This window comes from Actinoplanes sp. OR16, assembly GCF_004001265.1.
Classification (GTDB): Bacteria; Actinomycetota; Actinomycetes; order Mycobacteriales; family Micromonosporaceae; genus Actinoplanes.
On sequence record NZ_AP019371.1, the window covers coordinates 7,952,463 to 7,973,985 of the forward strand.

General features: G+C 69.1%; 16 protein-coding genes and 2 pseudogenes. 11 read left to right on the top strand and 7 right to left on the bottom strand.

The window, feature by feature from the left end; genetic code table 11:
* Nucleotides 1–47 precede the first annotated feature (47 nt).
* Nucleotides 48–992 (top strand): annotated as a pseudogene (locus EP757_RS36560) (helix-turn-helix transcriptional regulator); the annotation flags it as partial.
* A 42-nt stretch (nucleotides 993–1,034) separates the two neighbouring features.
* Here EP757_RS36560 and EP757_RS36565 read toward each other — a convergent pair.
* Nucleotides 1,035–2,183 carry an ROK family transcriptional regulator gene (locus EP757_RS36565; RefSeq protein WP_127552930.1) on the bottom strand — a complete coding sequence of 383 codons (1,149 nt, stop codon included), beginning with the start codon at nucleotides 2,181–2,183 and terminating at the stop codon, nucleotides 1,035–1,037.
* A 95-nt stretch (nucleotides 2,184–2,278) separates the two neighbouring features.
* Between EP757_RS36565 and EP757_RS36570 the strand changes: the two genes are divergently transcribed.
* The 6 genes from EP757_RS36570 to EP757_RS36595 all read left to right on the top strand — a co-directional run bounded on the left by EP757_RS36570 (nucleotide 2,279) and on the right by EP757_RS36595 (nucleotide 9,259).
* Complete coding sequence (locus EP757_RS36570; RefSeq protein WP_127552931.1) at nucleotides 2,279–4,375, top strand: alpha-galactosidase; 2,097 nt, start codon at nucleotides 2,279–2,281, stop codon at nucleotides 4,373–4,375.
* A 5-nt stretch (nucleotides 4,376–4,380) separates the two neighbouring features.
* The gene (locus EP757_RS36575) at nucleotides 4,381–5,337 is read left to right on the top strand and encodes an acetylxylan esterase (protein WP_127552932.1); all 957 of its coding nucleotides are present in this window, start codon (nucleotides 4,381–4,383) and stop codon (nucleotides 5,335–5,337) included.
* Complete coding sequence (locus tag EP757_RS36580; protein ID WP_127552933.1) at nucleotides 5,334–7,568, top strand: glycoside hydrolase N-terminal domain-containing protein; 2,235 nt, start codon at nucleotides 5,334–5,336, stop codon at nucleotides 7,566–7,568. Before EP757_RS36575 ends, EP757_RS36580 begins: the two co-directional genes overlap by 4 nt.
* Nucleotides 7,568–7,813 carry a hypothetical protein gene (locus EP757_RS36585; protein ID WP_127552934.1) on the top strand — a complete coding sequence of 82 codons (246 nt, stop codon included), beginning with the start codon at nucleotides 7,568–7,570 and terminating at the stop codon, nucleotides 7,811–7,813. Before EP757_RS36580 ends, EP757_RS36585 begins: the two co-directional genes overlap by 1 nt.
* 3 nt (nucleotides 7,814–7,816) lie before the next feature.
* Nucleotides 7,817–8,686 (top strand): ABC transporter permease, encoded by an 870-nt coding sequence (locus EP757_RS36590; protein WP_127552935.1) that lies wholly within the window; start codon nucleotides 7,817–7,819, stop codon nucleotides 8,684–8,686.
* A 69-nt stretch (nucleotides 8,687–8,755) separates the two neighbouring features.
* Nucleotides 8,756–9,259, top strand: coding sequence for a cupin domain-containing protein (locus EP757_RS36595; RefSeq protein WP_127552936.1), 504 nt, complete (start codon nucleotides 8,756–8,758; stop codon nucleotides 9,257–9,259).
* Nucleotides 9,260–9,278: 19 nt separating this feature from the next.
* Here the strand turns inward: EP757_RS36595 and EP757_RS36600 are convergent, their stop codons facing one another.
* The 4 genes from EP757_RS36600 to EP757_RS36615 all read right to left on the bottom strand — a co-directional run bounded on the left by EP757_RS36600 (nucleotide 9,279) and on the right by EP757_RS36615 (nucleotide 13,536).
* Entirely contained in the window at nucleotides 9,279–9,935 is a 657-nt protein-coding gene (locus EP757_RS36600; protein WP_127552937.1) for a hypothetical protein, read from the bottom strand.
* A 66-nt stretch (nucleotides 9,936–10,001) separates the two neighbouring features.
* Nucleotides 10,002–11,657 (bottom strand): extracellular solute-binding protein, encoded by a 1,656-nt coding sequence (locus EP757_RS36605; RefSeq protein WP_127552938.1) that lies wholly within the window; start codon nucleotides 11,655–11,657, stop codon nucleotides 10,002–10,004.
* Nucleotides 11,658–11,686: 29 nt separating this feature from the next.
* Complete coding sequence (locus EP757_RS36610) at nucleotides 11,687–12,622, bottom strand: carbohydrate ABC transporter permease (protein WP_127552939.1); 936 nt, start codon at nucleotides 12,620–12,622, stop codon at nucleotides 11,687–11,689.
* A complete protein-coding gene (locus EP757_RS36615) occupies nucleotides 12,619–13,536 on the bottom strand; it encodes a sugar ABC transporter permease (protein ID WP_232050195.1) in 918 nt (305 codons plus the stop codon). Before EP757_RS36615 ends, EP757_RS36610 begins: the two co-directional genes overlap by 4 nt.
* Before the next feature lie 109 nt (nucleotides 13,537–13,645).
* Here EP757_RS36615 and EP757_RS36620 point away from each other — a divergent pair, with 109 nt between their 5' ends.
* Both EP757_RS36620 and EP757_RS36625 read left to right on the top strand, forming a co-directional pair.
* Nucleotides 13,646–14,800 carry an ROK family transcriptional regulator gene (locus EP757_RS36620; protein WP_127552940.1) on the top strand — a complete coding sequence of 385 codons (1,155 nt, stop codon included), beginning with the start codon at nucleotides 13,646–13,648 and terminating at the stop codon, nucleotides 14,798–14,800.
* A 54-nt stretch (nucleotides 14,801–14,854) separates the two neighbouring features.
* Nucleotides 14,855–17,290: a X2-like carbohydrate binding domain-containing protein gene (locus EP757_RS36625; RefSeq protein WP_232050196.1), complete on the top strand. Its 2,436-nt coding sequence runs from the start codon at nucleotides 14,855–14,857 to the stop codon at nucleotides 17,288–17,290.
* A 1,143-nt stretch (nucleotides 17,291–18,433) separates the two neighbouring features.
* Here the strand turns inward: EP757_RS36625 and EP757_RS36630 are convergent.
* A complete protein-coding gene (locus tag EP757_RS36630; protein WP_127552941.1) occupies nucleotides 18,434–19,021 on the bottom strand; it encodes a TetR/AcrR family transcriptional regulator in 588 nt (195 codons plus the stop codon).
* A gap of 83 nt (nucleotides 19,022–19,104) precedes the next feature.
* On the opposite strand from EP757_RS36630, the gene EP757_RS36635 reads away from it, so the two are divergent.
* The gene (locus tag EP757_RS36635; RefSeq protein ID WP_127552942.1) at nucleotides 19,105–19,521 is read left to right on the top strand and encodes a nuclear transport factor 2 family protein; all 417 of its coding nucleotides are present in this window, start codon (nucleotides 19,105–19,107) and stop codon (nucleotides 19,519–19,521) included.
* A 152-nt stretch (nucleotides 19,522–19,673) separates the two neighbouring features.
* A pseudogene (locus EP757_RS36640) lies at nucleotides 19,674–20,942 on the top strand (IS701 family transposase).
* A 21-nt stretch (nucleotides 20,943–20,963) separates the two neighbouring features.
* Here EP757_RS36640 and EP757_RS36645 read toward each other — a convergent pair.
* Nucleotides 20,964–21,515, bottom strand: a complete 552-nt coding sequence (locus EP757_RS36645) for a DUF1697 domain-containing protein (RefSeq protein ID WP_127552943.1) — start codon at nucleotides 21,513–21,515, stop codon at nucleotides 20,964–20,966.
* Nucleotides 21,516–21,523: the final 8 nt, after the last annotated feature.

Genomic DNA, 21,523 nt, shown 5'->3' on the forward strand with positions numbered 1-21,523 from the left:
CCCACCACTGACACCTTCTGTCAGTGGTGGCTGGCAGAGTGTGCCGGGTGCGTGCGAGCCGGTTGCTGTCCCTGGTGCTGTTGCTGCAGAGCCGCGGGCGGCTGAGCGCCGCCCGGCTGGCCGCGGAGCTCGGTGTCACCGCCCGGACCATCTACCGCGACGTGGAGGCGCTCGCCGCGGCGGGTGTGCCGATCTACGCCGAGCCGGGGCCGGCCGGCGGATACCAGCTCATGGACGGCTACCGGACCCGGCTGACCGGGATGACCGCCGATGAGGCCGAGTCGCTGTTCCTGACCGGCATGCCGCAGCCCGCTGCCGAGCTCGGTCTGGGCGCTCAGGTGGCCGCCGCCGAACTCAAGCTGATGGCGGCGCTGCCGATCCCGTACCGAGAGGCGTCGATGCGGATCCGGCAGCGGTTCCACCTCGACACCCACGGCTGGTACCGGGAGCCCGACGCGGTGCCGCACCTGCTCCCGGTCGCCGAAGCGCTCTGGAGCGATCAGATGATCGAGATCCGGTACCGCCGCTGGGCGCCGCGGCCCGGCGAGGTCACCCGCCGGCTCCACCCGCTCGGGCTCGTCGTCAAGGCCGGCGTCTGGTATCTGATCGCCGCCGGACGTGGCCGGCCGCGGACGTACAGAGTCTCCTCGATCGTGCGTCTCCGCTCGCTGCCGGAGAAAGCCACCCGGCCCGACGGATTCGACCTGGCCGCGTTCTGGCAGGCGCACGTAGATCGATACGAGCGGTCCGCCATCGAGCAGACCGCCCTGGTACGCCTGACGCCCGCCGGCGTCGCCGCCCTCCCCGACATCCTCGGTCCCAAGGCGGCCCGTCTGGCGCTGCGCACCCTCACTCCCGCCGACCCGGACGGCTGGCAGCGCGCCACCATCCCGCTGGAGAACGTCCCGCACGCCGCCGCGATGCTGCTCCGCCTCGGACCGGACGCCCAGGCCCTCGCCCCCGCGGAACTCGTGACCCACCTGACCGGTGCCGTCCAGGCGCTGGCCCGCCTCTATCCGAGAGCGACGAGCACCTCAGGAGGCGACCAGGGCCTGGATGCTGACGGTGGCGGCGCCCCTCGCCCACTCCTCGAACGGCAGCGGGCGGATGGAGAGGGGGCAGGCCGCGGCGGCGCCGAAGGCCTGGCGTTCGAAGCTGGCGCGGATGTGGGGTTCGAACAGGTCGTAGGCGGCGAGGCCCTCGCCCGAGACGACGATGCGGGCCGGGCCGACCAGGTTGGCGACAGCGGCGATGCCGGCGCCGATCGCGGCCCCGGCACGGGCGAAGACGGCGCCGGTGGCGGCGTCACCGGCGCGGGCCAGGGACACCGCGTCGTCGAAGGTGAGCGACGAGCGGCCGGTGACTGAGCGGGCCTGGCTGACGATGGCGTCGGCGCCGGCGATCGCCTCCACGCAACCGCGGCTGCCGCAGTGGCAGGCCGGCCCGTTCACGTCGAAGCCGATGTGGCCGATCTCGCCGGCCACGCCGTGGGCGCCGGAGACGATGCGCCCGTTCACGACCAGGCCGCAGCCGATGCCGGCGCCGACCGTGACCAGGGCGAACGAGTCGGCGCCGACGCCTTCGCCGAACCACTGCTCAGCGGTGGTCAGCGCCTTCACGTCGTTCTCCACGGTCACCCGCAGGCCGGTGATCTTCTCGGCCCGGGCGGCCAGGTCGACGTCACGCCAGCGCAGGAACGGCGAGTAGCGGACCAGGCCGGTGGCGTGGTCGACGTCGCCGGAGACGGCCAGGCCGAGGAAGCGGGTGCGGTCGCGATAGGGCCCGTCGAGGAGGCCGTCGACGAGTTCGCCCAGCTCGGTGAGGACGTGGTCGACATCGACACCGGACAGTCGCCGGTGGGCCGAGGAGCGGACCTGGGCGCGCAGATCACAGACCACACCGATGAGCTCGTCACCGGTAATCTTGACGCCGACGAAGAACTCCCGGTCCGCGCGGACGGTCAGCGGGCTGGCCGGTCGTCCCGCGCCGGGCCCGGTCCGCTCGGTCGCGGCCAGTTCCTCGAGATAACCCGCTTCGATGAGCGGGCGTGCCGCCTTCGTCACGGCGGCGGAGGACAGGCCGAGACGGCGGGCGAGCGCGACCCGGCTGATCGGGCCCTCGGTCAGGACGGCCGTGAAGACGGCCGTGACCGCGGGCGCGACGCCCTCGGCGGCGGGAAACATGCAGGAAATCTATGCTCAATAATTTCCTTCGTCAAGTATTGATTTAGCCGCGACGACGTCCATAGGCTCCTGCCGCATTCAGCGAAAGGATCCCGATGCCCGACCTGCGGTTCCTGCCCGACCAGCGCCTGTGGCTGCTGGACACTCCGTCCACTTCGTACGCGGTCCGGCTGGACGAGGACGACACCGTTCGGCACCTGCACTGGGGCGCCCGGCTGACCCCGGACCAGGCGCGCGAGCTGGCCGGGCGAATACCCGCGTCGGGCAGCAGCTTCGACACCGCCGGCGGTCCCGAGGAGCTGGGCGCGGAGGGCGGGGCGCGGTTCGGCCCGGCCGGGCTGCAGGTGCGCTTCGCCGACGGCAGCCGCGGCGTCGAGTGGCGGTACGCCGGCCACGACATCGACGAGGGCCACCTCGCCGTTCACCTGGACGATCGGCACTATCCGCTGCGTCTCACCCTGCACTATCGGGTGCACGACGACAGTGACGTGATCGAACGATGGACCACCGTCACGAACACCGGCGACCCGGTCACCGTCACGCGCTGCGACAGCGCGGCGTGGACCCTGCCGCACCGCGCCGACTACCGGATGAGCCACCTGGTCGGCGCCTGGAACAGCGAATTCCGCCTGCGCCGCGCCGAAGTCCCCGTCGCCGAGACCGTCTTCACCAGCCGCACCGGCCTGACCAGCCATCAGGCCAACCCCTGGCTCGCCGTCGATGACGGCACCGCCGCCGAGGAGTACGGCGAGGTGTGGAGCACGGCGCTGGCCTGGAGCGGCAGCTGGCGGATCACCCTTCATCGCACCCCGGCCGGTCGCACGACGTGGACCGGCGGCCACGGACACGAAGGCCTCACCTGGACGCTGCGGCAGGGCGAAACCCTCGAGACGCCCTTGTACGCCGGCCTCTACACCGCGGACGGGTTCGGCGCGGCGAGCCGGGGCTGGCACGCGTACGTCTCCCGGCACGTCGTCGAGCACCCCGCCGAGGTACGCCCGGTGCTCTACAACTCCTGGGAGGCCACCGGGTTCGACGTCGACGAGCCCGGCCAGACGGCTCTCGCCGCGCGGGCCGCCCGGCTCGGCGTCGAGCTGTTCGTGGTCGACGACGGCTGGTTCGGCGAACGGGTCAGCGACCACGCCGGTCTCGGTGACTGGACGCCCAACCCGGACCGCTTCCCGGACGGCCTGCGCCCGCTCGCCGCCGAAGTGCACCGGCTCGGCATGCTGTTCGGACTCTGGGTGGAACCGGAGATGGTCAACCCGGACAGCGACCTCTACCGCGCCCACCCGGACTGGGTGCTGCACACGGCTCACCGCGGCCGCACCGAGATGCGCAACCAGCTGGTGCTCAACCTGGCCCGGCCGGACACCGCCGCCTGGGCGTACGAGTGGCTCGACCGCCTCGTCACCGAGAACGACATCGACTTCCTCAAATGGGATGCCAACCGCGCGTTCACCGAGGCCGGCTGGCCGGGCAACGCCGACCCGGACCGGTTGTGGCTCGACCACACCCGGGCCGTCTACCAGATCATGGACCGGTTGCGGGCCGCCCACCCGCGCTTGAGGATCGAGGCCTGTTCGGGCGGGGGTGGACGGGCTGACCTCGGCATCCTCACCCGTACCGATCAGATCTGGACGTCGGACAACACCGATCCGGTCGATCGCATCGGCATCCAGCACGGGTTCAGCCAGCTCTTCCCGGCCCGGGTGATGGGCGCGTGGGTGACCGACAGCCCGAACGTGGCGACCGCCCGCGCCACGCCGCTGCGGTTCCGGTTCCACGTCGCGATGGCCGGCGCGCTGGGCATCGGCGGCGACCTGACCACGTGGCCGGAGGAGGAGCTGAAGGAGGCCGCCGAGCTGGTCGCGACCTACAAGCGGATCCGGCCGGCGGTGCAGCACGGCACGGCGTACCGGCTCGGCGGCGATGGAACGCTGAGCGCCGTCGCCTTCGCCCACGAGGACGAGGTGGTCGTTCTCGCCTGGTGTCCGTCGCGCCCGTTCGGCCACGATCCGGCGCCCTTGCCGTTGACGCTGCTCGACCCGTCGGCCTCCTATCGGGACACCGGCACCGGCGCGGTGCACTCCGGCGCCGTCCTCGCCGATGCGGGCATGCCGCTCGACCTCCCGCCGGGCGACCACGCCAGCGTCCTGGTCCATCTCGTCCGCGTCGCCCAGGAGGGCTGAATCCCATGGCCATGTTCGACCTCCCCCTCGACCAGCTGCGCGACTACCGTCCCGTCCTGACCGAGCCGGACGACTTCGACGAGTTCTGGGCGCGCACCCTGACCGAGGCCCGCGAGCACGATCTCAAGGCGGAGCTGACGCCGTACGACGCCCTGCTTCCCGGTGTCCGCGTCGCCGACGTGCGCTACAGCGGTTACGGCGGTCAGCGGGTCGCCGCGTGGCTGCTCGTGCCCGCGACCAGCACCGAGCCGGTGCCCTGCGTCGTGCAGTTCATCGGGTACGGCGGTGGCCGCGGCCGCCCGCACGAGTGGCTGCTGTGGCCGGCCGCCGGGTACGCCACCCTGGTGATGGACTCCCGCGGCCAGGGTGACGGCGACACTCCCGACCTGCCCGGCGACAGCACCCCGCAGCACAACGGGCTGATGACCCGCGGTGTGCTCGACCCCGAGCAGTATTACTACCGCCGGCTGTTCACCGACGCCGTCCGGGCGGTCGACCTGGCGACGACGCTGCCCGAGGTCGACAGCACCCGGATCGTGGTGGCCGGCGCGAGTCAGGGCGGCGGCATCGCCCAGGCGGCGGCCGGTCTGCACCCCCGGGTCCGCGGCGCTCTGATCGACGTCCCGTTCCTGACCCACTTCCGGCGGGCGACCGAGACCACTGACTCCTACCCGTACCAGGAATTGTCGGTCTTCTGCGCCACCAATCGCGACCTGGTCGACCGCGTCTTCGCGACGCTGGGTTACTTCGACGGCGTGCATCTGGCCGCCCGGGCGACCGCACCGGCGCTCTACTCCGTCGGCCTGATGGACGACGTCTGCCCGCCGTCGACGGTCTACGCGGCCTACAACCGTTATGCCGGGCCGAAGCAGATGCAGGTGTGGCCGTACAACAGGCACGAGGGCGGCGGCTCGTTCCAGGCGCCGGTTCAGCTGCCCTGGCTGCGGGATCTGCTGGGATGAGGCTCTTCTATGATCGGCCGGCGGAACGCTGGTTCGAGGCGCTGCCGATCGGAAACGGCCGGCTGGGCGGCATGGTGTTCGGCGGCGCCGGCACCGAACTCATCCGGCTGTCCGAGTCGACCGCCTGGTCGGGGGCGCCCTCTCAGCACGACGTCAACCCGGATGCGGCACGCTCGTTACCGGTCATCCGCCGGCTGCTCTTCGAGGGCGAGCACGCCGAGGCGCAGCGGCTGGCGGCAGAGCGTCTGACCGGCCGGCCCACGTCGTTCGGCACCAACCTCCCGCTCCCCCGGCTGCGCCTGGACTTCGCCGCGTCGTCGTTCGCCCATTACCGTCGCGAGCTGGACCTCGACACCGGGATCGCGACAGTCGATTTCGATCAGGATCAGGTCCATTTCGTACGGGAGACCTTCGCTTCCCATCCCCATGGCGTCATCGCGACGCGTCTCGCCGCGAACCGTCCGGGGTCGGTCGGTTTCACCGCGACGCTGGACGACACGGTGCTGCCCGGCACGGTCGCGAGCAGCGCTGACGGTCTCGCGTTCTCCGGGCGGGCGGTCGAGACGCTGCACAGTGACGGCTCGCAGGGTGTCGCCGTCGAGATCCGGGTGCGGTTCGTCCTCGAAGGCGGGACGCTGCTCGCCGGCGACGGCAGTGTCACGGTCACCGGCGCGGACGCCGTCGTGGTCTACGTCGCCGCCGGCACCGACTGGGCCGGTTCCCCTCCCCTGGCCTTCCCCGCCGTCCCCTTCGCCGCGGTCCGCGCCGCCCACGTCGAGGACCACCAGCGGCTGATGCGACGGGTCTCCCTCGACCTCGGCGCTCCCGTCGACCTGCCCACCGACGTCCGCCGTGAGCGTCTCGCCCGCGGCGAACGCGACGACGACCTGATCGCCCTGTACTTCCAGTACGGCCGCTACCTCACCATCGCCGGCTCGCGGCACGACTCGCCGCTGCCCCTCGCTCTGCAGGGCATCTGGAACGACGGGTTCGCCAGCAGCATGGGCTGGAGCAACGACTTCCACCTGGACATCAACACGCAGCAGAACTACTGGGCTGCGGAGTCCACCGATCTGAGCGAGTGTCACACCCCGCTGTTCCGCTTCCTCACCCGGCTCGCCGAGGCCGGCCGCGGCACGGCCCGGGAGATGTACGGCGCCGACGGCTGGGTCGCGCACACCGTCACCAACGCGTGGGGCTACACCGCTCCCGGTCGCGGCATCGGCTGGGGCCTCAACGTGACCGGCGGCGCCTGGCTGGCCCTGCAACTGTGGGAGCACTACGAATATCAGCCGGACACCTCGTTCCTCCGCGAGCAGGCGTACCCGGTCCTGCGCTCCGCCGCCCTGTTCCTCCTGGACTACCTGACGCCCCACCCGTCGACCGGCCTGCTGGTCGCGGGCCCGTCCGAGTCACCGGAGAACTCGTATCTGGCAGCGGACGGCACACCGTGCTCGATCGCGATGGGCACCACCGCGGACCGCGTCTTCGCCGAGGCGATCCTGCGCATCTGTGGCCGGGCCGCGGCCATCCTGGACGTCGACGGTGAGCTGCGTGCCCGCTGCGACGCCGCCCGCGAGCGCCTGCCCGGATTCCGGATCGGCCGGCACGGCCAGCTGCAGGAGTGGCTCGACGATGTCGAGGAGGCCGACCCCGCCCACCGGCACACCTCGCACCTCTGTGCCGTCTTCCCCGAACGGCAGATCAGCCCACGGCGTACCCCGTCGCTTGCCGCCGCCGCGGCGGTCACCCTGGAACGCCGGCAGGCGGCGCCCGGATGGGAGCAGACCGAGTGGGCCGAGGCGAACTTCGCCGCCTTCCACGCCCGCCTCCTCGACGGCGACAAGGCGCTGTCCCACATCACCCGGCTGATCGCCGACGCCAGCGAGGCGAACCTGCTCAGCTACTCGGCCGGCGGGATCGCCGGCGCCGAGCAGAACATCTACTCCTTCGACGGCAACGCGGGCGGCACCGGGGCGATCGCCGAGATGCTGCTGCAATCCGACGGCGAGGAGATCGAGCTGCTCCCCGCGCTGCCATCGGCCTGGCGGTCCGGCTCGGTGCGGGGCCTGCGCGCCCGAGGCGGCTTCACCGTCGACCTGACCTGGCACGACGGCGACCTGCGGGAGGCTCGCATCAGCGCTGATCGGCCCGCCCGCACCCGCCTCCGCTACCGAGACACCGTCACCGGCATCACCGTCACTCCGGGCGAGGCGTTTAGAGTGACGTGATGGACGCCACGGTTGTGCTGCCGTTCCGTACCGTCGATGCCCTCCTGCACCCGGAACGCGGACTCGCGGCGGGGCTGCACGTCGTGCGCGACGCGGACGAGTGGGCGCGGCACTGGGCAGGACCGCCGCCGGGCCGGCCGTTCGCGCCGGCGCCGATCGACTGGCAGAGGGAGATGTGCGTGGCGGTCCCCTCCCATCCCGCACCGGCCCAGCTGTTCACCCGCGTCGCCTCCGAGGACTGCTAGCCCATGTCGGAGATCGGCGTCATCCATGACATCGGGTACCAGCGGTACTCCGGTCCGCGGCTGGGTCGCGCCGCGATGCAGCGGGCGCTGTTCGTGCACGGCTTGCGCGCCGCCTTCGGGTCGGGCCGCTCCGCCAAGGCGAAGGCCTTCCCCTGGCTCGTGGCCGGCATCATGCTGCTGGTCGCCGTCGTCGTGACGGCCGCCCGCTCGATCACCGGAGAGGTGTTCTTCACCTACTTCCAGTACGCCGACCAGATGAGCCTCCTGATCATCTTCTTCGCGGCGATCGTCGCGCCGCAGCTGGTCTCCCGCGACTTGCGGGCCGGGGTGCTGCCGCTCTACTTCAGCCGCCCGTTGCGGGCCGCCGACTACGTGATCGCCAAGTTCGCCGCCATGACGGCCGCGGTCTGGCTGCTGATGGGCGTGCCGCAGTTCATCATGTTCCTCGGCGCCGCGTTCACCACCGAGACCGGCGTCGGCGGGGTGTTCGGCGAGCTCGGGGATCTGCTGGCCGGTTGGGCGTACAGCCTGCTCTGGGCGGTGACGTTCGCCGGTGTCGGCCTGCTGATCGCGTCGCTCACCGGCAAGCAGGCGTACTCCGCCACCGGCATCGTGGCGGTCTTCATGATGAGCGTCCCGGTCGTCGGCGTGCTCGCCTCGCTGCCGGACACCACCGCGAACCGCCTGTCCGGGCTGGCCAGCCCGACCTTCCTGATCGCAGGCGTCGGCGAGTGGCTCACCGGGAGACAGAGCGAGCTCGACGTGGGCGTGGGCGGCTTCGGCCCGATCTACGGCATCGAGGCGGCGTGCCTGGTCGCCGCGTGCCTGCTGCTCCTGCTCGCCCGGTACCGCAAGGTGGCCTCGGCGAACTGACCGCCGAACAGCTCGCGAGCTCCGCGAACTGTGTTGTAGGGAGCACGCCGGCGGTGGTAGGCACCTCGTATGACGACATCGGAGCCGCCGCCACTGACCGTGGTGCAGCCGGGCGGCGGGCGCGTGGGCGAACTCGGCGACATCGGCGTGCACTTCAAACTCTGGGGTGAGGACACCGGCGGCGCGATGGCGATCGTCGAGCACCCCTTCCCGGTCGGCGCGCTGATAGCGCCGCACCTGCACACCCGGGAGGACGAATACTCGATCGTCACCGAGGGCGAGATCGGTTTCCGCTCGGGCGACCGAGAGGTGGTCCTGGGGCCGGGCGGCTACATCACCAAACCCCGCGGCGAACTCCACGCGATGTGGAACGCCGGCACCACCCCCGCCCGCATGATCGAGATCATCACGCCGGCCGGCTTCGAGCACTTCTTCCGCGAGGTGGCCGAGCTGATCGCGGCCGGCCCGGAGGCAGCCGCCGAGGGCGGCGACCTGGCCGAGCGCTACGGCCTCCGATTCGGCGATCCCGACTGGCTACCCGAGATCATCGAACGGTTCGACCTGAACCCGTGATCGAGCCGGCGGATGAGCGTCAGCGCGACAGATCGGCGATCTGCTCGACGAATGCGCGGTCGGCGCCGTTCACGTGACTGTGATGGATCTCGTCGCCGCTGACCGCCAGGAGGACGTCGGCTCGACCGGTGAATCGGTGCACCACCTCACAGGGCCGGTTTCCCGCCCATCCGAACGTGCGAGGCAGCCGCTGCAGGCGCTCCCCCAGCCAGGGAAGGGCACCAGGGGGCAGCGCCCGGGAGAACGCCCAGCGGCCGCCGCCGTCCTCGTGCTGCTTGCTGTCCCACACCGTGGCCAACGCGTACTCGGTGAAGGACCGGGCGTGCAGCGATCTGCTCTCGGCGGCGGTGTCATCCGGGCCGATCAGGTAGACGGGCGGGTCGTCGCCCTCGTCCACAGCGACGACGAAGGCGCAGCAGCCCTGGCCGTCCTCGTCGATCACGAGGAAGCGCGCTTCCCGACCCGTCGGCGCGAGCTGCCGCAGCGTCGCGGTGTTCGGCGCATAGTCGATGTGTTTCCCGGCCTTCCAGTACCGCCAGTCACCGACCACCCATTCACGAACCGCGGCCGGCACGGAGACCCGCCAGCGCCACTCGAGAGCCTGCACCTCCTGGCCGGCTTCGGCGTCGATCGCAGACGTCACGTCGAGCAGGCGATAGACAGCGTCGTGCCACATGGCCCGCATCCTAGGCCGGAACGCCCGGCCGGCAGGAGAGCCGGCCGGGCGTCCAGAAGGGGACGACTACTTGCTCTTGTCGTACGCCTGCTGGTTCAGCTCCAGGTACCGCTTCATCCCGATCCCGTCGAGGCCCTGCACCCAGGCGTCCCACTCGGTGTCGATGTTCTTGGTGCCGGTGATGAAGGCCAGCTCGCCCTGGCTCACGTAGCTGTCCAGGTTCGTCTTCAGCGTCGTCATCTCGGAGACCGCGGCCGGATCCGCCCAGACCTCGGCCTCGGGGAACACCTGCGCCTTGTCCACGTGCGGCTCGTACTGCTTCGTCGCTTCGAAGAGCCGCCGCTCCAGGCCGGTCTCCGAGTAGATGTCCTCCGGGACGGCCTGCGAGTTACGCAGGGCGAGGGTGAAGTTGTACTGGCCGAGCGAGTTCCACGACGAGTTCTTCGGGACGGTGGCGCTGGGCAGCGGCTTCCACGTGGCCTGGGTGGAGGCGTCGAGGGCGACGTCGCCGGCGGCCGGCTTCTCCCAGCCGACGCCTTCGGGACCGGCGTTGACGATGATCTGGCCTTCGTCGGTGTAGATGTAGTCGAGCATCTTGAGCGCGGCGACACGGGCTTCCTTGCTGGACTTGTTCGTCAGCATGAACGTGTAACCGATCGACGTCGGGTTGTTGTAGCCGGTGTAGCTCTTGCCCTGCGGTCCGGTGAGCGGCGGCACCGCGTCGTACGACTTGTCTCTGCCGTCCTTGGAACCGAGCTGGACGAAGATGCCGGGCCAGAGCACCGGGACCGAGCCGAGCTGCACGGCGGAGGGGTTGTTGCCGAGGGCCTGCAGCGCCTCGGTGTTCTGGGTGAACGAGGCCGGGTCGATCAAGCCGTCGGAGTAGAGCGAGTTGATGTACTTGAGGCCTTCGCGCCACTCGGGCTTGTCGACCGGCGTGACCACCTGGCCGTTGTTGAGGGCGAGCAGGGACGGCACACCGTTCTGGGCGCCGTAGGGGGCGTAGGCGAACGCGCTCATCAGGTACCCGAGCAGGGTGCTGTCGCGCGGGTCGGTGGTCAGCGGGATCTCGTCGGCCTTGCCGTTGCCGTTCGGGTCCTGGGTCTTGAAGGCCTTCAGGACGGTACGCAGGTCCTCAGTGGTCTTCGGGACCTGCAGATCAAGCTTCTTCAGCCAGTCCGAGTTGATCCACAGCTTGTTCGGGTACGAGCAGTGGTAACAGTCGGACCACTGCGGCAGCGCGTAGATGTGCCCGTCGGGGGCGGTCGACATGGCCTTGAGCGTGGCGTTCGTGTCGAGCGCCTTCTGGATGTTCGGCGCGTTCTCCTTGATCAGGTCTTCCAGCGGCACCGCGACACCCTGCTGGCCGAGTTTCTGCACCTCGGTCTTGGTGAACGCGTCGACCCACGGGATCAGCATGAACAGGTCCGGGTAGTCGCCGCTGGAGATGGCGATCTGGCGCTTCTCCTTGGCCGGCCCGCTGTCCGTGGTGGTGCTCTGGAACTGGAACTTGATCTTGTATTTGTCGCTGAGCAGGGTGGTGATGGCGTTCGTGTCGAGTTTGGTGTCCAGGTCGGCGGGCGACAGCACCGAGATGACGACCTTGTCGCCGTCCATCTTGGCGGCCGGCGCGGTGTCCTTGTCGGCGCCGGAGCAACCCGCCGCGACCAGGGCCATGGCCGAGAACGCGGCGGCTATCTTGAAAACAGAAACAGGCTTCATCGACTATTCCAATCCGTGGGGTGGTGAAGTCAGCCCTTGACAGCGCCCACCATCACGCCCTTGGTGAAATGGCGCGCGACGAATGGGTAAATGAGCAGCACGGGCAGGCTGGAGACGACAATCAAGGCATATTTCAGTACGTTGGCCAGCTGCAGTTGATGCATCTGCTGAGCCAGATCCACGGCGCCCGTCCGGGAACCGTTGAGGAGGAGCATGTTGCGCAGCACGATCTGTAGCGGATAGAGATCGGGGTCCTTGAGGTACACCAGAGCGTCGAAGTAGGTGTTCCACTGATAGATCGTGTACATCAGTGCGAGCACGGCCAGCAGTGGCTTGGACAGCGGCAGCACCACCGACCGCAGCACCCGCAGATCACTGGCGCCGTCGAGGGCCGCCGCCTCGTAGAGCTCGTCCGGGATCGAGTTGGCGAAGAACGTGCGGGCGATGATGACCTGCCACACGCCGATCGCGTTGGGGATCAGCAGGGCCCAGCGGGTGTCGAGCATCCCGAGGTCGTGCACCACCATGTAGGTCGGGATCAGGCCGCCGGAGAACAGCATGGTGAAGATGAGCAGGGTCATCAGCACGTTGCGCCCGTAGAAGGTGCGGCGCGACAGCGGGTAGGCGATGGCCACCGTCAGCGTGACGCTGATCAGCGTGCCGGCCACCGCGTAGATGAGCGAGTTGTAGTAGCCCCGGAGGACCTCCGCGTTGCTCAGCACCGATTGGTAGGCCTCGATCGAGAAGTCGACCGGCCAGAACCGCACCTGACCCGAGTTGACCGCCGCGGGGCTGCTGAACGAGCTGGCGACGATGTAGATCAGCGGCAGCACCACGAGGATCAGGGCGATCGCCAGCATCAGCCGGACCACGATCATGAAGATGCGGTCGCCGAACGGTTCCCGGATCTTCGGCGCGGCCGTACGAATGCGCCGCAATTTCATCACCTGCGTTATCGTCGTCATCGCCAGAGTCCGTTTCCAGTAATCCGCTTGGCGACGACATTGACCGTCAGCAGCAGGAGAAGATTGACCACCGAGTTGAACAGGCCGACGGTGGTCGCCATGCTGAAGTCCGCGTTGATCAGGCCGGTCTTGTAGACGTACGTCGGAATGATCTCCGATTGGGCGAGGTTCAGATTGTTCTGGAGCAGATACGCCTTCTCGAAACCGATCGCCATCATGTTGCCGACGCCGAGGACCAGCATGATCACCGCGGTCGGCATGATGCCGGGCAGGTCGACGTGCCAGATCCGCTGCAGCCGGCTGGCGCCGTCGACCTTCGCCGCTTCGTGCAGCGCGGGATCGATGCCGGCGAGCGCGGCCATGTAGATGACGGCCGAGTAGCCGGCGGTCTGCCAGACGTCGGTCCAGACGTAGACGTGCCGGAAGTAGTCCGGATCGCCGAGCACGTCGGCGTCACCGGCCAGGCCGATCCGTGGCGACAGCAGGAGGATCGTCATCGACACGACCACCACCGTCGAGATGAAGTAGGGCGCGTAGGTGACCATCTGGACCGTGCGCTTGAACCAGCCGTTGCGGATCTCGTTGAGCGCCAGCGCGAGCAGGATCGGCACCGGGAAGCTCGCCAGCAGCAGGTAGAACGCCAGGATCAGGGTGTTCTGCACCAGCGTGCCGAAGACCGGGTTGCCGAACAGCTGCTCGAAGTTGCGCAGGCCCACCCACGGGCTGCCCCAGGCGCCCAGCACCGGGCTGTAGTCCTTGAACGCGATGACGTTGAAGGTCATCGGGACGTACTTGAAGATGACGAAGTAGGCCAACGGCACGCTCACCAGCACATACAGCTGCCAGTGCTGCCGCCAGGACCGCTGCGCCCGGGCCCAGCGGCTGCGCCGCGGCGCCAGTGACGGTGACCCCACAGCCACACCTCCTACGGCTTGATCACGGGAAACATGGCCGAAACGTAGGCCTAATAATTTCCTTCGTCAAGTATTGATTTCCGTCAGCTGCTGCCCTACGTTTCGGGCCATGTTCGCCGAGCCCGAAACCGCCGCCCCGGCGATGACCGCCGTGCTCACGGCCGTGCTGACCGAGGGTCCGCTCAGCCGCGTCGGCCTCGCTCGCCGGCTCGGGCTCTCCCCGGCGGCCGTCACCAAGGCGGCACGGCCCCTCATCGACCGGGGCTACCTCGAGGAGCTGGCGCCGACCGAGCGGACCGGTCCGGGCGCGGGCCGTCCCGCCAGCCCGTTGTCCATCCGCCCGGACCGCGAGTTCTTCCTCGGCGTCAAGATCACCGCGGATGAGCTCATCGGCGTCATCTGCGATCTGGGCGCCCGGGTACGGGTGGCAGCCCACCGGCAGCTGCCGGACCGCCAGGTCGGCACCGTCCTCACCGAACTCCGCGACCTCACCGACGACCTGCTCGGCGGTCACGACGACTACCGGGCCCGGACCCGACGACTCGGCCTGGCCGTGTCCGGCGACGTCGACCGGGCCGGCGGCCTGGTGCGGTACTCCCCGTTCCTGCACTGGCACGACGTGCCGCTGCGGGAGCTCGCCGAGCGGGCCACCGGGCTGACCGTGATGGTCGAGAACGACGTCAAGGCCCTCACCACCGCCGAGCACTGGTTCGGCGAGGGCGTCGGCGCTGAGTCGTTCGCCCTGGTCACCGTCGGCACCGGCATCGGCTGCGGCCTGGTCGTGAACGGCCGGCTGGTCGCCGGGGTGCACGGCGTGGCCGGGGAGATCGGCCACATCGGCGTCGACGCCGGTGGTCCCGCCTGCCACTGCGGCGGGCGGGGCTGCGTGGAGGCCATCGCCGGCGCGGACGCCATCGTCGAGCGGGCGCGGCAACGATCCGGCCGCCCGCAGCTCACGTTCGACGATGCGGTGGCGCTCGCGCGCGGCGGCGATCGGCGTACCGGCGCGGTGTTCGCCGAAGCGGGAGACGCGATCGGCTGCGGCATCGCGGCCGTGGCGAACCTGGTCGGCCCCGCGCTCATCGTCGTCTCCGGCGAAGGCCTGGCCGCCTACGACCTGTTCGAACCGCACATCCGCGCCGGCTTCGAACGCCAGGCCTTCGGCGCCGCTGCCGCCTGCCCGCTGACCATCCGGCCGCTGCCCTTCGAGGAATGGGCGCGCGGCGCGGCCACCGTCGCCATCCAGGCGTTCGTCACTTCCTGACCCGTCCCTTCGTCCGGGACATCACCGCACCCTCGACCAGGAAGGTTCCCACCGTTGAGAACCGTTGCTCTAGGCGCCGCGATCCTCGTGCTCCTCGGCGCTCAATCCGCCCAGGCCGCACCGAAGCCGAGCCCACCACCCGGGGCGCGCGCCGCCGCGGCACCCGTCGCCCCCGAGCCGGCCACTACGAGCACACCCGATCCGTGGGCGGTCAAGCCGTACATGGGCTGGAGCAGCTACAGCATGCAGGTCTACTCCGGCAACGGTAAGTGGATCACGGCCGACCAGATCATCAAGCAGTCCGACGCGATGAAGGCCAAGCTGCAGAAGTACGGCTACGACCACATCAACGTCGACGCCGCCTGGAACGACGGGTTCGACGCCAACGGCCGGCCCAAGCCCAGCGCCACCCTCTACCCGCAGGGCCTGCAGAAGGTCATCGACCACGTGCACCGCAACGGCCAGAAGTTCGGGCTCTACACGATCCCGGGCATCTCCCCCGAGGTCTACGACGCGAGCCTGCCGATCGCCGGCGCGCCCGGCTGCACCACCCACGACATCGTCAAGCAGCCGATCCAGCAGGCCGACTACTGGAACATCGGCTACCGGCTCGACTTCTCGAACCCCTGCTCGCAGAAGTACATCGACTCGATCGTCGACCTCTTCGCCTCGTGGGGCGTCAACTTCGTCAAGTTCGACAGCGTCACCCCCGGCTCCGGCATCAGCGACCTGTCGCTCGACGCCCGCGACGACGTCGCCGCCTGGTCGTCGGCGCTGAAGAAGCACAGGATCTGGTTCGAGCTGTCCTGGGCCCTCGACCCGAACTACGCCGGCTACTGGCGGTCGAAGGCCAACGGCTGGCGCATCGACTGGGATGTCGAGTGCTACTGCGCGAACGAGGCGCTCACCCAGTGGCAGAACATCGCCCGGCTCTTCCCGCGGCTGGAGACCTGGTGGCGGCACGGCGGCGACGGCGGCTGGAACGACCTCGACTCGCTGAACGTCGGCAACGGCACGATGGACGGCCTCACCCAGGACGAACGGCGTACGGCGATGACGCTCTGGGCGATCTCGGCGGCGCCGCTCTATCTGGGCAACGATCTCACCAAGCTTGACGCGTACGGTCTCAGCCTCGTCACCAACCCCGAGGTCATCGCCGTCGACCAGGCCGGCACCCCGGCCCGCCCGGTGTCCACCGGAACCCAGCAGCAGACCTGGTACGCCCTGAACGCCGACGGCTCCTACACGGTGGCGCTGTTCAACCTGGGCCGGACCGACAAGGACATCACCGTCGACTGGCCGGACATCGGCCTGACCGGCGCCGCGACCGTCCGCGACCTGTGGGCGCGCAAGGACCTGGGCCGCTTCGCCGGCTCGTTCACCGCCGCCACCGTGCCGATCCACGGTGTCCGGCTGCTGAAGGTGACCCCGCAGTCCGGCGCCCGCGTGGCGGTCAACGACGACGCCCTGCGCGTCCGCTACCAGGGTGAGTGGACCCGCAACGGCGGCGCCGAGGTCGCCGCCACCTCGCAGCCGCTGACCGTGACGGTCACCGACACCGGCGCCGCCTCTTCCTCGCCGGCCACCGGCCCGGTTCGCACGATCGTGCACGACGACACCGACCCGGGCATCTCGTACGCCGGGACGTGGTCCCAGAGCACCGGCCGTGGCCTGGGCGACCACAACGACAGCGTGCACTACACCGAGCGCAACGGCGACTCGTTCCAGTACACGTTCACCGGCACCGGCATCTCGTACATCACCGAACTGGACTCGTCGCAGGGCGAGGTCGACATCTACCTCGACGGCCGGCTGGTGAAGACCGTCGACACCGGTCGCGAGCAGGGTCAGCCGAGGCTCTCGCAGCAGACCGTCTTCTCGGTGAACGACCTGCCGAACGGCAGCCACACCCTGATGGCCGTCAAGAAGTCGGGCTCGTTCATGCTGCTCGACCGCATCGACGTCCTGCAGCCGAGCCTGCTCGACCCGCCGGTCACGTCGTTCGACCGTAAGGCGCCGGCCGACGTCGCGGTGAAGCTGCTGCGCGACGGCAGCGAGTTCACCGGCGTAGCCCGCGACGGCACCGCACTGAAGGCCGGCACCGACTACACGCTGTCGGGCTCGACCGTCACCCTGCGAGCGGCCTACCTGACCGGCCTCCCGCTCGGCGACGCACAGCTGGACTTCACCTTCCGCGGCGACCACCTGAACGACGTCCACGCCACCACCCGCAACGGCGACGCGGTCTCCTACACCTTCGACGGCACCGCCGTCGACTGGATCACCGCGACCGCCCCCGACCAGGGCCAGGCCGACGTCTTCATCGACGGCAGACTGTCCGAGCGAGTCAGTCTCCAGAGCACCGCACGTGCCACCCAGCAGACCGTGTTCAGCATCGCGGGCCTGCGCAAGGGCAAGCACACCATCAAGCTGGTGAAGGTATCCGGCGACGTGCTCCGCACCGACGTCATCCGCTACCGAACCCGCTGATCCCGGACTGGGGTGGGCCGGAGCAACGTCGCTCCGGCCCACCCCGCTTTCCGGCTCGCCCTTCTCCCCACCGGCAGCCTCATGTGGGCATCCGGGCCCTGCGCGCTCGGCACAGCTGGCGCCCGGGCAGGCTCCGCTACGCCGCCGAACAGACCGTCGCCCGGCGTCCACTGCACACCCTGGAAATCGTCTCAAAACGTTTGAGCGAGTGACAGGGTCGACGGATCGTCCAGCGCGATTCGAATGATTTCTGGATCTGAAATTCGCGCGGCTTTCTTCGTCTGTTGCGGGTGCGGTGCGGAGAATCGAGATATGGCGCAGCTGGCGTTGTTTCCCACGAGACATTTGCGGGATAGGACGCTGCGTCGCAATTATTCGGAGGAGGCCGAGGCTTTTCGGCGGGAGCATGAGCGGCATCGGTCGTGGGGTTTGCTGCAGCGCCATGGCCGGCGGATGCGGCAGTTGCGGGAGGCCGAGGAGCAGGCTGCCAGCAAGGGCCCGGACGCGAGCGAAAGCCAAGACGCGAGCGAAAGCCAGGGCCTGGGCGCGGCCGGAGGGGAGAGCCGGGGGCAGGGCGCGCCTGACGGGGAGGCCTTGCGTGAGAGCCAGGCCGTCCGCGAGAGGCAGGCCGCGAGCGAGAGCCAGGCCGTGCCCGAGAGCCAGGCCGTGCGCGAGGAACGGGACGCGAGCCTGGGCCAGGCCGCGGGTGAGGGGCAAGCCGCGTGCGAGGGGCAGGACGCGAGGCGAGGTCAGGGCGGGGTTGAGCGCCACGGCGTGGGTGAGGCGCCGGCCGCCGCCGGTGGTCGGCGGGATTCGGGGAGTGCATTTTCTGGGGCGGAATTCGTCGTTCCGTGTTGGTTGATCAGGCTGGAACGAAAGTGGGCGGGCCGGCGATGGATTGGTGAAAGGGGCCCTCCGGCTGATCGATCCTGGACGAACTCAGGCGAGCATGAGGCCGTTGGGTCCGGCGCCGGCCTCGACGCACGAACACACCCGAGCGTCCGGGCATGGGTGCACGTGCCGACCCCAGGATTCGCCACCCGGATCACCCGTTCAGGGCCACATGATGAGGCACTAGTACGGCAGCCGCCGTTCGCGATCTTCGCCGAGGCGTTTCGCCGGGGCGGCCGACGACACGGTCATTTACTGTGGCTTCACCGATGTCGGCGGAGGTGTGGTCAGGCTTTGGAAGCACGGGCGCAGTAGGTCGATGATCTGTTCGGGTGAGGCGTCCGCGAGGTGCGTGAGGCGTAGCAGGTATCGCTCGGCTATCACGCCGTGGATGATCGCGCTCAGCAGACTTGCGCGCAGGTCGGCGTCGGGCGTCGGTATCGCCTCGGTGAGTTGGTGGAGCTGCGGTTCCCCGGCGGCCCGGTAACGATCAGCGGCGTCGGCGTTGGTGAGCATCGAGCGCAGTACCGCCAAGGAGGCCGCAGGCTCGCCGGTCAGGCGCCGGCCCAGCGACGTGAGCAGCGCCTCGGCCACCTCGCCTGAGGTGCCGCCGGACAACTCGTCGGCGGGTACCTCGACGGCCCGGGCGAAAAGCAGGTCTTTGCTGCCGAAGTAGTGCATGACCAGACCGGCGTCGACGCCGGCGGCCGACGCTACGGCCCGAATCGTGGTCCGGTCGTAGCCGAGCTCGGCGAAGATCTGGCGGGCGGCGGCGAGGATGCGCTCCTCGCTTCGGCGGCGCTGCTGCGCCCTGGTAGGCCGGGGGCTCGATTCAGTCACGGGTTCATTCTACGGCTGTTGACCGGCGGCTCTGTACGTTCTACGCTCGTTCAATCAACAGGCGTTGAATGAGAGGGGCGGCCGTGGTTGCCACATCTCGCGAAGTCGTCGAGCAGATCCTGCGCGCGAGCCGCGAGCAGGGCACTGAAACGTTCGTCAATCTGTTCGCGGCGGACGGATATATCGAGTGGCCGTACCGACCTGAAGGCGTCCTTGGCCGTGTGGAGGGCCGCGATCAGATCCGCGAGTTCCTGACCGCGCAAGCCAACGGCCTCGTCAAGTTCGACGAGTACCGCAACACGGTGATTCACGAGACCACTGACCCGGAAGTGGTGATCGTCGAGTACGAGGCTCACGGCAACGTGATCCCCACGGGCGCACCTTTGCACCAGACGATCATTGCGGTCTTGCGGATCAGGGACGGCCTGGTCGTCTCGTACCGCGACTACCTCAACCCCCTGGTATTGGCCGAAATCATGGTTAGCGTCGGCAACGTCTAACGGTGGCCTTCGTCCGGAATCTGGGCCGGTCCGGTGGACGCAGGGCGGCCACTGCGTGATCGTCTGTATGTCGTGGACAAACATTCGAGTCTTGCGGTGGCCGCAGGTCACAGCGTGATGTTGCTGGCTGGCAGCAGGCTCTGGATCAGGTACTGGGCGCGTTCGCGGGCCGTTTCGGACGTGTTGAGTCGCGTCGTGCGGCGGCCGGTTTCGTGACCGGTCTGCTAGCCGATCTTGAGGTGAAAACCAGTTGGTAACTCGCGGAACATGCCGGACACGCCCGCCCGGACGCAATGCAGCGGCTGCTTTCCCGGGCGAAGTGGGACGCCGACGCGGTGCGTGACGACGTGCGGCGAGTCGTCGTTGATCGCCTCGGTGATCCCGACGGTGTCCTCGTGGTCGACGAGACCGGCGATCTGAAGAAGGGCGTGCACACCGTCGGTGTGCAACGCCAGTACTCCGGTACTGCGGGGCGGATCGAGAACGCGCAGGTCGGTGTGTTCCTGGCCTACGCGAGCAGGCACGGGCACACGCTGATCGACCGGCGGGTCTACCTGCCGAAGTCCTGGACCGGTGACCGCGACCGGTGCGAGCGGGCCGGCGTTCCGGACGACCTCGCGTTCGCCACCAGATCTGGACTAGCAGACGACATGATCACCGCCGCTGTTGCAGCCCTGGTTCCGGCTCGGTGGGTCGCCGCGGATGAGGCCTATGGCAACAACAGGAGCCTCCGGACCCGGCTCCGCGAGCTGCGCCTCGGCTACGTCTTGGCCGTCTCCTGCGATCACCTCGTGCCCGTCGACAGTGGCAAGACCCGCTACCGCGCCGATGACCTGACCGAGAACTTGCCCGCCACGGCATGGACCCGGCGCAGCGCCGGCGACGGGTCGAAGGGGCCACGGTTCTACGACTGGGCCTGGTTGGCTGACGTCGGCGTCGACGGTGACCCCGACGACCAGGGCCGGCACAGTCTGCTGATCCGCCGGAACAACACCACCGGTGAACTGGCCTTCTACCGCTGCTGGACACCCGAACCGGTCGCCCTCGCCCAGCTCGTGCGGGTGGCGGGAGTTCGCTGGATCGTGGAAGAAGGATTCCAGGCTGGAAAGGGCCAGGTCGGTCTTGATCAGCACCAGGTCCGCCGCTGGACGTCTTGGCACCGGTTCACCACCCTCGCCTTGGCCGCCCTCGCCGTCCTCGCGATCTGCGCCGCCGACGCCCGCACCCCAAACCGCCGCGCTCAGCCCGACATGATCGACCTGACCGTCAACGAGATCCGCCGCCTGATCAACGTCCTGCTCATTCAGCCCACCCGCAGCATCGCCCACCGTTTGCGCTGGTCAAACTGGCGACGTCGACACCAAGCACGCGCCAGGCGAGCCCACTACGCCCGCCGCTTCCCCCTTGAACTCCAACCATGATCACGAAGGGCGGCTGCCGTACTAGCCTCGCGACATGAGGAGTTCCGACAGTTTGACGGTGGTGTTCCAGTTGCGGATCGTCATGGATTTGTAGAGTGGTGACGCCATTATCGCGCTCAGCCGGCTCTTTGTCCGCTGCGCGCTGAGACGCTCGGAATAGATGACGCCATCACCCGGCCAGACCCTGTCGACGCCCTCGCGGGGTTTGAAGACGGGCATCACGTCGGCGGCGTCGACGCCCATCAGGAAGATCGCGTCGCTGTGGTATTTGTCCGGCTGGTCGCCGAAGCCCTCCGGTCTGCCGCTCAGGACGGCGTCGAGCTGGGCGCGCGTGAGGACCAGGACTTTGACGATCTCGCTGTCGAGTGTGAAGTCCTCGGGCAGCGCCTCCTCGATGCGGGCCGCTGTCCCGGCGGCGTCGAGATCGGAATCCAGGATGACGTTTCCGCTGGCGATGTAGGTGGACACGGCCGAGAAGCCGCGACTTTCCAGGCACCTCCTCAAGTCGGCCATCGGGACCTTGTTCTTGCCGCCGACGTTGATACCGCGCAGGAGGACCAGGAAAGTCGTCACCTCCCTAA

Coding starts and splice junctions, on each gene's coding strand:
- EP757_RS36580 (WP_127552933.1), top strand. CDS start 5,334: ATGAGGCTCTTCTATGATCGGCCGGCGGAACGCTGGTTCGAGGCGCTG.
- EP757_RS36610 (WP_127552939.1), bottom strand. CDS start 12,622: ATGACGACGATAACGCAGGTGATGAAATTGCGGCGCATTCGTACGGCC.
- EP757_RS36620 (WP_127552940.1), top strand. CDS start 13,646: ATGTTCGCCGAGCCCGAAACCGCCGCCCCGGCGATGACCGCCGTGCTC.
- EP757_RS36575 (WP_127552932.1), top strand. CDS start 4,381: ATGGCCATGTTCGACCTCCCCCTCGACCAGCTGCGCGACTACCGTCCC.
- EP757_RS36595 (WP_127552936.1), top strand. CDS start 8,756: ATGACGACATCGGAGCCGCCGCCACTGACCGTGGTGCAGCCGGGCGGC.
- EP757_RS36600 (WP_127552937.1), bottom strand. CDS start 9,935: ATGTGGCACGACGCTGTCTATCGCCTGCTCGACGTGACGTCTGCGATC.
- EP757_RS36585 (WP_127552934.1), top strand. CDS start 7,568: ATGGACGCCACGGTTGTGCTGCCGTTCCGTACCGTCGATGCCCTCCTG.
- EP757_RS36565 (WP_127552930.1), bottom strand. CDS start 2,183: ATGTTTCCCGCCGCCGAGGGCGTCGCGCCCGCGGTCACGGCCGTCTTC.
- EP757_RS36570 (WP_127552931.1), top strand. CDS start 2,279: ATGCCCGACCTGCGGTTCCTGCCCGACCAGCGCCTGTGGCTGCTGGAC.
- EP757_RS36605 (WP_127552938.1), bottom strand. CDS start 11,657: ATGAAGCCTGTTTCTGTTTTCAAGATAGCCGCCGCGTTCTCGGCCATG.
- EP757_RS36590 (WP_127552935.1), top strand. CDS start 7,817: ATGTCGGAGATCGGCGTCATCCATGACATCGGGTACCAGCGGTACTCC.